This window comes from Rhizobium sp. HT1-10 (genome assembly GCF_049472505.1).
In the GTDB taxonomy this organism is placed as follows: Bacteria; Pseudomonadota; Alphaproteobacteria; order Rhizobiales; family Rhizobiaceae; genus Rhizobium.
The window spans coordinates 991,276-1,000,514 of record NZ_JBCEBQ010000001.1; the positions used below are offsets into that span (position 1 = coordinate 991,276).

The 9,239-nt window shown below is 59.5% G+C and carries 15 protein-coding genes and 1 pseudogene; 13 read left to right on the forward strand and 3 right to left on the reverse strand.

The features are described 5' to 3' along the window. Nucleotides 1–16: 16 nt before the first annotated feature. The 13 genes from rpsN to rplQ all read left to right on the forward strand — a co-directional run bounded on the left by rpsN (nucleotide 17) and on the right by rplQ (nucleotide 8,257). Entirely contained in the window at nucleotides 17–322 is a 306-nt protein-coding gene (gene rpsN, locus VH564_RS05060) for a 30S ribosomal protein S14 (RefSeq protein ID WP_111220690.1), read from the forward strand. A 12-nt stretch (nucleotides 323–334) separates the two neighbouring features. Continuing rightward, nucleotides 335–733, forward strand: a complete 399-nt coding sequence (gene rpsH / locus VH564_RS05065; protein WP_003547562.1) for a 30S ribosomal protein S8 — start codon at nucleotides 335–337, stop codon at nucleotides 731–733. A 42-nt stretch (nucleotides 734–775) separates the two neighbouring features. After that, the gene (rplF, locus tag VH564_RS05070) at nucleotides 776–1,309 is read left to right on the forward strand and encodes a 50S ribosomal protein L6 (RefSeq protein ID WP_423338680.1); all 534 of its coding nucleotides are present in this window, start codon (nucleotides 776–778) and stop codon (nucleotides 1,307–1,309) included. A 12-nt stretch (nucleotides 1,310–1,321) separates the two neighbouring features. After that, nucleotides 1,322–1,684 (forward strand): 50S ribosomal protein L18, encoded by a 363-nt coding sequence (rplR, locus tag VH564_RS05075; RefSeq protein WP_423338681.1) that lies wholly within the window; start codon nucleotides 1,322–1,324, stop codon nucleotides 1,682–1,684. A gap of 147 nt (nucleotides 1,685–1,831) precedes the next feature. Further along, nucleotides 1,832–2,401, forward strand: coding sequence for a 30S ribosomal protein S5 (gene rpsE / locus VH564_RS05080; protein WP_423338682.1), 570 nt, complete (start codon nucleotides 1,832–1,834; stop codon nucleotides 2,399–2,401). A gap of 13 nt (nucleotides 2,402–2,414) precedes the next feature. Then, on the forward strand, nucleotides 2,415–2,624 hold the full coding sequence (rpmD, locus tag VH564_RS05085; RefSeq protein ID WP_423338683.1) for a 50S ribosomal protein L30: 210 nt from the start codon (nucleotides 2,415–2,417) through the stop codon (nucleotides 2,622–2,624). A 15-nt stretch (nucleotides 2,625–2,639) separates the two neighbouring features. After that, a complete protein-coding gene (gene rplO, locus VH564_RS05090; RefSeq protein WP_423338684.1) occupies nucleotides 2,640–3,122 on the forward strand; it encodes a 50S ribosomal protein L15 in 483 nt (160 codons plus the stop codon). Nucleotides 3,123–3,346: 224 nt separating this feature from the next. Beyond that, complete coding sequence (secY, locus tag VH564_RS05095; RefSeq protein ID WP_423338685.1) at nucleotides 3,347–4,687, forward strand: preprotein translocase subunit SecY; 1,341 nt, start codon at nucleotides 3,347–3,349, stop codon at nucleotides 4,685–4,687. After that, nucleotides 4,684–5,334: an adenylate kinase gene (locus VH564_RS05100; RefSeq protein ID WP_423338686.1), complete on the forward strand. Its 651-nt coding sequence runs from the start codon at nucleotides 4,684–4,686 to the stop codon at nucleotides 5,332–5,334. Before secY ends, VH564_RS05100 begins: the two co-directional genes overlap by 4 nt. Before the next feature lie 316 nt (nucleotides 5,335–5,650). Then, nucleotides 5,651–6,019 (forward strand): 30S ribosomal protein S13, encoded by a 369-nt coding sequence (gene rpsM, locus VH564_RS05105; protein WP_111220698.1) that lies wholly within the window; start codon nucleotides 5,651–5,653, stop codon nucleotides 6,017–6,019. 132 nt (nucleotides 6,020–6,151) lie between these two features. Next, on the forward strand, nucleotides 6,152–6,541 hold the full coding sequence (rpsK, locus tag VH564_RS05110) for a 30S ribosomal protein S11 (protein WP_111220699.1): 390 nt from the start codon (nucleotides 6,152–6,154) through the stop codon (nucleotides 6,539–6,541). A 103-nt stretch (nucleotides 6,542–6,644) separates the two neighbouring features. Then, nucleotides 6,645–7,655 (forward strand): DNA-directed RNA polymerase subunit alpha, encoded by a 1,011-nt coding sequence (locus VH564_RS05115; protein WP_423338687.1) that lies wholly within the window; start codon nucleotides 6,645–6,647, stop codon nucleotides 7,653–7,655. Nucleotides 7,656–7,828: 173 nt separating this feature from the next. Next, on the forward strand, nucleotides 7,829–8,257 hold the full coding sequence (gene rplQ, locus VH564_RS05120) for a 50S ribosomal protein L17 (protein WP_423338688.1): 429 nt from the start codon (nucleotides 7,829–7,831) through the stop codon (nucleotides 8,255–8,257). 89 nt (nucleotides 8,258–8,346) lie between these two features. Here rplQ and VH564_RS05125 read toward each other — a convergent pair whose 3' ends face one another. The 3 genes and pseudogenes from VH564_RS05125 to VH564_RS05135 form a co-directional block, all read right to left on the reverse strand. Then, nucleotides 8,347–8,751 (reverse strand): DUF2442 domain-containing protein, encoded by a 405-nt coding sequence (locus VH564_RS05125; protein WP_423338689.1) that lies wholly within the window; start codon nucleotides 8,749–8,751, stop codon nucleotides 8,347–8,349. Continuing rightward, a complete protein-coding gene (locus VH564_RS05130; protein ID WP_423338750.1) occupies nucleotides 8,744–8,944 on the reverse strand; it encodes a DUF4160 domain-containing protein in 201 nt (66 codons plus the stop codon). Before VH564_RS05130 ends, VH564_RS05125 begins: the two co-directional genes overlap by 8 nt. Before the next feature lie 77 nt (nucleotides 8,945–9,021). Beyond that, nucleotides 9,022–9,239 (reverse strand): annotated as a pseudogene (locus tag VH564_RS05135) (sulfoxide reductase heme-binding subunit YedZ); the annotation flags it as partial.

A 9,239-nucleotide genomic window follows, 5' to 3' on the forward strand; every position in this document is an offset into this window, starting at 1 on the left:
GAAAAGGAAATCAAATATGGCGAAGACAAGCGCAGTTGAAAAGAACAAGCGCCGCCGCAATACGGTTGCTAACAGTGCCGCAAAGCGTGCCGCGCTGAAGGCAACCATCATGAACCAGTCCCTTCCGATCGAAGAGCGGTTCAAGGCTACCCTGAAGCTCGCATCGCTGCCGCGCGATGGATCCAAGACTCGCGTCCGTAACCGTTGCGAGATCACCGGTCGTCCGCGCGCCTACTACCGCAAGCTGCGCATGTCGCGTATCGCACTGCGTGAATTTGGCAATTTCGGCAAGGTGCCGGGCATTGTCAAGTCGAGCTGGTAAGGAGTAGCCCACATGACAATGACAGATCCATTGGGCGATATGCTCACACGCATCCGTAACGGTGCCTCGCGTCGCAAGTCGTCGGTTTCGACACCTGCTTCCAAGCTCCGTGCACGTGTTCTCGATGTCCTTCAGTCCGAAGGTTACATTCGTGGCTATTCCGTCGTCGATTTCGGCAACGGCAAGTCCGAGCTCAGCATCGAGCTGAAATACTACGAAGGCGCATCGGTCATCCGTGAGATCGGCCGCGTGTCTAAGCCGGGCCGCCGGGTTTATGTCTCGGTCAAGTCCATTCCGCAGGTCGCGAACGGTCTCGGTATCACTATCCTTTCGACTCCGAAGGGTGTGATGGCCGACCACCAGGCTCGCGAACAGAACGTCGGCGGCGAGGTTCTCTGCTCTGTCTTCTAAGGCAGCGTAGAGCAACTCCATAACGGACAGACAGGAAAAAACATGTCTCGTATCGGTAAAAAGCCCGTTCCGGTCCCTGCAGGAATCACAGCCACGATTGATGGCCAGAAAGTGACTGCCAAGGGCCCGAAGGGCGAACTGTTCTTCGTCGCAAATGACGATATCGGTCTCAAGCTGGAAGACAACGCCATTGTTGTCACGCCGCTCAACAACGGCAAGGACGCTCGCTCAAAGTGGGGCATGTCCCGCACTATGGTCGAAAACATCCTGACCGGTGTTAACACTGGCTACGAGCGCAAGCTCGAAATCAACGGCGTTGGTTACCGCGCGGCCCTGCAGGGCAAGAACCTGCAGTTGGCACTTGGTTTCTCCCACGACGTGATTTATGAACCGCCAGTCGGAATCACCATTGCTGTGCCGAAGCCGACGGAAATCGTCGTCACCGGCATCAACAAGCAGCAGGTCGGCCAGGTTGCCGCGGAAATCCGCGAATACCGTGGCCCCGAGCCTTACAAGGGCAAGGGCGTCAAGTATGCCGGCGAGCGGATCATCCGCAAAGAAGGCAAGAAGAAGTAAGGATCACGCGAAATGGCTAGCAGGAAAGAAGCACTTGCGAAGCGCGCCAACCGCGTGCGTCGTCATCTTAAGTCGGTGGCAAACGGCCGTCCGCGCCTGTCGGTTCATCGCTCTTCGAAGAACATCTACGCCCAGGTTATCGACGATGTGGCCGGCAAGACGCTTGCGTCCGCCTCCACGCTCGATAAGGACCTGCGCGGTTCTCTGAAGACCGGTGCTGACACAGCAGCGGCAGCCCAGGTCGGCAAGCTCGTTGCAGAGCGGGCCACCAAGGCCGGCGTCGAAGCGGTCGTATTCGACCGCGGCGCCTTCATCTATCACGGTCGCATCAAGGCTCTGGCCGATGCTGCCCGCGAAGGCGGTCTCACCTTCTGATCTAAATTTCCGGCCGGTGTCCCAGGGCGCCGGCCGGATTTCGGTCTTTTCAGACCATCACCGGGCCACTGGGACCCTCGGAAGGTCCCAATACGTGGTCTTACTGCAGTTGCCGATTGCACCCGGAAAACAAAAAGGAAAAGGACAATGGCACAAGAAAAAAGAGGTTCTCGCGACGATCGCCAGAACCGTGACGAGCGCGATAGCGAATTCGTCGACAAGCTGGTCGCGATCAACCGCGTCGCCAAGGTCGTCAAGGGCGGCCGTCGTTTCGGCTTCGCTGCTCTCGTCGTCGTCGGCGACCAGAAGGGCCGCGTAGGCTTCGGTCACGGCAAGGCACGCGAAGTGCCGGAAGCCATCCGCAAGGCAACGGAAGCCGCCAAGCGCGAGCTGATCTTCGTTCCCCTGCGTGACGGCCGTACGCTGCACCACGACATCAACGGCCGCCACGGCGCCGGCAAGGTCCTGGTTCGCTCGGCAAAGGCTGGTACCGGCATCATCGCCGGCGGCCCGATGCGCGCCGTTTTCGAAACGCTCGGCGTTCATGACGTCGTCGCCAAGTCGACCGGTTCCTCGAACCCATACAACATGGTTCGCGCAACGTTCGACGCTCTGAAGCAACAGATCCATCCGAAGGACATCGCAGCTCAGCGCGGCATCAAGTATGCCACTCTGCAGGCTCGTCGTATTGCCTCCGGTAATGCGTCTGAAGAATAGGGGAGTTTGACCTATGGCCAAAGCGACCAAGAAGACCGAAGCAAAGACCGTAACGGTCGAGCAGATCGGTAGCCCAATTCGCCGTCCGGACGTTCAGGAAAAGACCCTGATCGGCCTCGGATTGAACAAGATGCACCGTCGCCGCACTCTGGAGGATACTCCTTCGGTTCGTGGAATGATCCGTGCTGTCCAGCATCTCGTTCGCGTCGTCGACGAGAAGTAAGCCGGAGGATTCGTTATGAAACTGAATGAAATCACCGACAACGAAGGTTCGACCCACTCCCGCAAGCGCCTCGGCCGCGGTATTGGTTCGGGCAAGGGCAAGACCGGTGGTCGCGGCGTCAAGGGGCAGAAGTCCCGTTCGGGCGTGGCGATCAACGGCTTCGAAGGCGGTCAGATGCCAATCTACCGTCGTCTGCCTAAGCGCGGCTTCAACAACATCTTCAAGTCCGACTACGTCGTCGTTTCGGTTGCTCGCCTTCAGGCAGCAGTCGACGCCGGCAAGCTGGATGCGAAGGTCACGATCGATGCAGTTGCCCTCAAGGCTGCCGGCGTCATCCGTCGCGTCAAGGACGGCGTCCGCCTCCTGTCGGACGGCGAGATCTCGGCAAAGCTGACCCTCGAAGTTGCAGGCGCTTCCAAGTCTGCCGTCGAGAAGATCGAAAAGGCTGGCGGCTCCGTCAAGCTTTTGGCTGCCGCACCTGTCGCAGCTTCGGAATAATATAGTCGATTAATCGCCCGGGGTGCTTCACACCGGGCGATTTTGCTCCCATATGTGAGCCTCGGTTCCCGAGTCGTGTTTTTTGCGCGGGAAGGGGCCGACGGGACAGGGGTTTCAGGTGCAAGGTGGCGCCGCGATCCGCCCGGTGCTCGCGTTTTTGAACAATTTGATTACACATTCCGGACTCGGCCGATTTAGCCGGAATTGGTAGTGCGGAGATTTGCATGGCGTCTGCAGCGGAACAATTGGCATCCAATCTCAATTTTTCAACCTTTGCCAAGGCAGAGGATTTGAAAAAGCGCCTCTGGTTTACGCTGGGAGCACTCCTCGTCTACCGCCTCGGCACCCATATTCCTCTGCCAGGCCTGAACCCAGCTGCCTATGCGCAGGCCTTCCAGGGCCAGGCCGGCGGCATCCTCGGCCTCTTCAACATGTTTTCCGGTGGCGCTGTCCAGCGCATGGCGATCTTCGCCCTCGGCATCATGCCCTACATCTCCGCTTCGATCATCGTGCAGCTGATGACCTCGGTCGTGCCGGCGCTCGAGAACCTGAAGAAGGAAGGCGAGCAGGGCCGCAAGATCATCAACCAGTACACCCGCTACGGCACGGTGCTCCTCGGCACGCTGCAGGCCTATGGCATCGCGGTGGGGCTTGAGAGCGGCAACGGGCTTGTCGTCCAGCCAGGCGTGTTCTTCATCGTCTCCACGGTCATCACGCTGCTCGGCGGCACAATGTTCCTGATGTGGCTCGGCGAGCAGATCACCTCGCGCGGCATCGGCAACGGCATCTCGCTGATCATCTTCGCCGGCATTGCCGCAGGCCTGCCGTCCGCCTTGGCTGGCACTCTGGAACTCGGTCGCACCGGGGCTCTGTCTACGGCCCTGATTCTTCTCGTATTGGTCGTCGCTGTCGCGGTAATCGCCCTGATCGTCTTCGTCGAGCGCGCCCAGCGTCGCCTGTTGATCCAGTATCCGAAGCGCCAGGTCGGCAACCGCATGTTCCAGGGCGACACATCGCATCTGCCGCTGAAGCTCAACACCTCGGGCGTCATTCCGGCCATCTTCGCGTCGTCGCTGCTCCTCCTCCCGGCAACGCTGGCAGGCTTCGCCAACACCGCCGGCATGCCCGCCTGGGCAACGTCGGTCGTCGCAGCCCTCGGCCATGGCCGGCCGCTCTATATGGTCCTCTACGGTCTGATGATTGCCTTCTTCGCTTTCTTCTACACGGCCATCGTCTTCAATCCGAAGGACACGGCCGATAATCTGAAGAAGCACGGCGGCTTCATCCCCGGTATCCGTCCGGGTGAGCGCACGGCCGAGTATATCGACTACGTGCTGACCCGGATTACGGTCGTCGGCGCCTGCTATCTCGTGCTCGTCTGTATTCTCCCCGAGATCCTTGTCTCGCAGACCGGCATTCCTCTCGCCCTCGGTGGCACTTCACTCTTGATCGTCGTCAGCGTCACGCTGGACACGGTAGCGCAGATCCAGGGCCACCTGATCGCGCAGCAGTATGAAGGTTTGATCAAGAAGTCGAAGTTGCGTGGAGGAAAGCGGGGGAGATGAGACTTATCCTTTTGGGACCACCGGGTGCCGGCAAAGGCACCCAGGCTCAGCGCATCGTTGAGAAGTACGGTATTCCGCAGCTCTCCACGGGTGATATGCTTCGTGCCGCCGTGGCAGCAGAAACCGAGGTCGGCAAGCGTGCCAAGGATGTGATGGACGCCGGCAAGCTCGTCTCCGACGAGATCGTGATTGCCATCATCTCGGAACGCATCGACGAGGATGACTGCGCCAAGGGCTTCATTCTGGACGGCTTCCCCCGCACCCTCGTGCAGGCCGATGCGACCGAGACGATGCTGGCAGCCAAGGGCCTGGCGCTCTCCGGCGTGGTCGAGATCAAGGTTGACGACGTCGTCCTCGCCGATCGCGTGTCCGGCCGCTACACCTGCGCCAATTGCGGCGCCGGCTACCACGACACGAATCTGAAGCCGAAGGTCGAAGGTGTCTGCGATCGTTGTGGCTCGACGCATTTCAAGCGTCGCCCCGACGATACCCGCGAGACGGTCGTGACCCGGATGCAGGCCTATTACAAGGAAACGGCACCGTTGATTGGCTATTACTATGCCAAGAACATGCTTCACTCGGTTGACGGCATGGCCGATATCGATCATGTCACAGCGGAAGTTGAAAAGATTCTCTCCAAGCTTTGAGCTTTGAAGGATTGGCAGCTTGCCCTGCATGGGCTGGCTGTCTTCACACGAGATTGCGGCGCAAGATTCGGTCGGGCCAGTTGGCCGGGGCGGGGACAAGCCAAAATAAACTTAGCGGAACGGTTGCCTTTTGGCAGTGATTCCGCTAAACACCGCGCCAACTCGCGACATAGATGCGATCGGCGCGGACTTCCCTCGGGAATTCCGGGTTCGGTCGTTTTGACATGTTATCGACCTCGAATTGAACAAGTGGCCGTTTAAGGCCGCATAACGAAGACCTTTGCCTGACGGCAAATGGAACGCAAGGAGAATAGGCGTGGCACGTATCGCTGGCGTCAACATCCCGACGGCAAAGCGCGTAGTAATTGCGCTGACCTACATCCACGGGATTGGCAACAAGTTTGCGCAGGAAATCGTCACCAAGGTTGGTATCCCGGCTGAGCGCCGCGTTCACCAGCTGACGGACGCTGAAGTCCTGCAGATCCGCGAAACCATCGACCGCGATTACCAGGTCGAAGGCGACCTGCGTCGCGAGACGTCGATGAACATCAAGCGTCTGATGGACCTGGGCTGCTACCGCGGCCTGCGTCATCGTCGCGGCCTGCCGGTTCGCGGTCAGCGCACGCACACCAATGCCCGCACCCGCAAGGGTCCGGCAAAGGCGATTGCTGGCAAGAAGAAGTAATCACCGGGCTACCGTGTGAGGGAGGCTGGCGGTTCCGCCGGCCTCTTTTGAGTTTGGCGAAGGGCCGCAGCGCCCTGCGCCGGTGTAGCCGCTGGCATTACGGCGGTGCAGAGATCCACGAAAGGGACTATTATGGGCAAGGAAGCCGTCCGCATTCGCCGTCGCGAACGCAAGAACATCTCGTCTGGCGTTGCACACGTCAACTCGACGTTCAACAACACGATGATCACCATCACAGACGCACAGGGTAACGCCATTGCCTGGTCGTCCGCTGGCGCCAAGGGCTTCAAGGGCTCGCGCAAGTCGACGCCGTTCGCAGCGCAGATCGCCGCTGAAGATGCTGCCAAGAAGGCGCAGGAACACGGCATGAAGTCGCTTGAAGTCGAAGTCTGCGGTCCGGGTTCCGGCCGTGAGTCGGCTCTGCGCGCGCTCCAGGCTGCCGGTTTCATGATCACCTCGATCCGCGATGTGACCCCGATCCCGCACAATGGTTGCCGCCCGCGCAAGAAGCGTCGCGTATAATCATCGCCAATCACACACCGGTGAGCGCCCCAAAGGCGAACGCCGGTGCTTCTCAAGCTCGGTTGCCACGATTGGATGGTGGTAACGAACGGAAGGCAAGAATATGATTCAGAAGAATTGGCAGGAACTGATCAAGCCGAACAAGGTCGAGTTTTCCTCGGGCGGCCGCACGAAGGTCAACCTTGTCGCCGAACCTCTTGAGCGTGGCTTTGGCCTGACGCTCGGCAACGCGCTCCGTCGCGTGCTTCTGTCCTCGCTGCGCGGCGCCGCCGTGACGGCAGTGCAGATCGACGGCGTACTGCATGAGTTCTCCTCGATCCCGGGCGTTCGCGAAGACGTCACCGATATCGTGCTGAACATCAAGGAAATCGCCATCAAGATGGACGGCGACGATGCCAAGCGCATGGTTGTCCGCAAGCAGGGTCCAGGCGTTGTCACGGCCGGCGACATCCAGACGGTCGGCGACATCGAGATCCTCAATCCGGATCACGTCATCTGCACGCTCGACGAAGGCGCTGAAATCCGCATGGAATTCACCGTCAACAACGGCAAGGGCTATGTTCCGGCCGAGCGCAATCGTGCGGAAGACGCACCGATTGGTCTCATCCCGGTCGACAGCCTCTACTCGCCGGTCAAGAAAGTGTCCTACAAGGTGGAAAACACCCGCGAAGGCCAGGTTCTCGACTACGACAAGCTGCTGATGGCGATCGAAACGGATGGCTCGATCTCCGGTGAAGATGCCGTCGCTTTCGCAGCGCGCATCCTGCAGGATCAGCTCGGCGTTTTCGTCAACTTCGACGAGCCGCAGAAGGATGTCGAGGAAGAAGCCGTTACGGAACTGGCTTTCAACCCGGCGCTCCTCAAGAAGGTGGACGAACTCGAACTCTCCGTTCGCTCGGCCAACTGCCTGAAGAACGACAACATCGTCTACATCGGCGACCTCATTCAGAAGACCGAAGCCGAAATGCTTCGCACTCCGAATTTCGGCCGCAAGTCGCTCAACGAAATCAAGGAAGTTCTCGCTTCCATGGGTCTGCATCTCGGCATGGAAGTGCCGGCCTGGCCCCCAGAGAACATCGAAGATCTCGCCAAGCGCTACGAAGACCAGTACTGAGCGGCGTGAGGTCATGTGTGACGCGGTTTTCCGCCAGCACGCCGATCGCAGAGAACAATAAGTAAAGGCAGGATGACTGCCTTTCCCCGTCAAACAGCAGGCATATCGCCTGCATGTGCCAGGAAACGGCAGGCCCCAAATCAGAGGGCACCTGCGATTTAAGGAGAATAGCAATGCGCCATGGTATGGTAGGCCGCAAGCTGAATAGAACTGCAAGTCACCGCAAGGCAATGTTTGCCAACATGGCGGCTTCGCTCATCCTGCATGAGCAGATCACCACGACCTTGCCGAAGGCAAAGGAAATCCGCCCGATCGTCGAAAAGCTTGTCACGCTCGGCAAGCGCGGCGACCTGCACGCTCGTCGTCAGGCCATCTCGCAGATCCGCGACGTTGCTGTTGTATCGAAGCTGTTCGATGCCATCGCTACTCGCTACGCCACCCGCAACGGCGGCTACCTGCGCATCATGAAGGCCGGCTTCCGCATGGGCGACAACGCCGCCATGGCTGTTGTCGAGTTCGTTGATCGCGACATCAATGCCAAGGGCGCTGGCGACAAGGCCCGCGTTGCAGCCGAAGAAGCTGCCGAAGCTGCTGCCGCTTAATCTGCAGACGCCTCACCAATCAAAAGGCCGGACGAGCGATCGTCCGGCCTTTTTGCGTTTGGGGATAGATCGGCAACAGGGAGTGCCTGCTACGCCTGCTTGCGAGGCCTTCCTCCCTTGGCTCCATTGGCCCGGCTGGCGGCAATCTTCGCGGGCGAGCGAGACTTCCCCCCACGACTTTGCGCTTCCATGAAAGCCTTGGAGCCGAAAATGCCGTTCATCAGTCCCGCAATCGTGTAATCGACGTCAAGGCTTTCCCAGTGGAGGCCGGTCTCCCCGAGCAGCTCAACGTCGGAAAGCTGTTCGTCGGTCGCCCCCTCCAGGCCTTCTAGCGCTCGTGCAGGCACCATGAAGGCTGCGTCGTTTGTGAATTCGACGAAAATGCGACCAGAGGTGCGGTCGAAATAGACCGATGAGGGGATGGGGCGGTGCGCTCGCTCGATCTTCCAACGGAGTTTTGCTTCGTCCAGTTCAGCGTCGCTGATATCAACCATGGTACTTTCTCCAGGCATCCAGAAACAGATCGTGGTTTGCACGGATGACATCGACTGCCCGGCAGACGTCACGATCCGAGAGGCCACCTTGCGTCATCACTTTCAAACTGACGATATCGATGCGCGCTTCGCCATCCGCGATCACGTGCACATGTGGTGGCTCGTGATCCGCGGTGTATATGACGAAACGCATTCCGTGCTGTTTGAGGATCGTAACCACGGGCTAAAATAACCCAACTTCTTCGGTATTTCAAGCACGCCTGAATCCCCTCACGCCGCCGCCGGCCTCTGCCGCGCGCCCCGTCGCCTCTGCATCATGATCGGCCGGTAGGAGCGATAGAGGATCATCGCGATCAGCAGCCCGATATTGATATACTGCTCGAGCGACAGCACCTTGGTCGACAGGGCGAAGTGCAGGGCGGCGCAGGCGGCAACGATGTAGACGAGCCGGTGCAGCCAGATCCAGTTCTTGCCCATCTGACGGATCG

What these genes read in the sequence shown, in the direction of transcription:
- rpsH (WP_003547562.1), top strand. Translation starts at nt 335, where the DNA reads ATGACAATGACAGATCCATTGGGCGATATGCTCACACGCATCCGTAAC.
- VH564_RS05125 (WP_423338689.1), bottom strand. Translation starts at nt 8,751, where the DNA reads ATGGTTGATATCAGCGACGCTGAACTGGACGAAGCAAAACTCCGTTGG.
- rpsK (WP_111220699.1), top strand. Translation starts at nt 6,152, where the DNA reads ATGGGCAAGGAAGCCGTCCGCATTCGCCGTCGCGAACGCAAGAACATC.
- rplQ (WP_423338688.1), top strand. Translation starts at nt 7,829, where the DNA reads ATGCGCCATGGTATGGTAGGCCGCAAGCTGAATAGAACTGCAAGTCAC.
- rpsE (WP_423338682.1), top strand. Translation starts at nt 1,832, where the DNA reads ATGGCACAAGAAAAAAGAGGTTCTCGCGACGATCGCCAGAACCGTGAC.
- rpmD (WP_423338683.1), top strand. Translation starts at nt 2,415, where the DNA reads ATGGCCAAAGCGACCAAGAAGACCGAAGCAAAGACCGTAACGGTCGAG.
- rplR (WP_423338681.1), top strand. Translation starts at nt 1,322, where the DNA reads ATGGCTAGCAGGAAAGAAGCACTTGCGAAGCGCGCCAACCGCGTGCGT.
- rplO (WP_423338684.1), top strand. Translation starts at nt 2,640, where the DNA reads ATGAAACTGAATGAAATCACCGACAACGAAGGTTCGACCCACTCCCGC.
- rpsN (WP_111220690.1), top strand. Translation starts at nt 17, where the DNA reads ATGGCGAAGACAAGCGCAGTTGAAAAGAACAAGCGCCGCCGCAATACG.
- VH564_RS05130 (WP_423338750.1), bottom strand. Translation starts at nt 8,944, where the DNA reads ATGCGTTTCGTCATATACACCGCGGATCACGAGCCACCACATGTGCAC.
- rplF (WP_423338680.1), top strand. Translation starts at nt 776, where the DNA reads ATGTCTCGTATCGGTAAAAAGCCCGTTCCGGTCCCTGCAGGAATCACA.
- VH564_RS05100 (WP_423338686.1), top strand. Translation starts at nt 4,684, where the DNA reads ATGAGACTTATCCTTTTGGGACCACCGGGTGCCGGCAAAGGCACCCAG.
- secY (WP_423338685.1), top strand. Translation starts at nt 3,347, where the DNA reads ATGGCGTCTGCAGCGGAACAATTGGCATCCAATCTCAATTTTTCAACC.
- VH564_RS05115 (WP_423338687.1), top strand. Translation starts at nt 6,645, where the DNA reads ATGATTCAGAAGAATTGGCAGGAACTGATCAAGCCGAACAAGGTCGAG.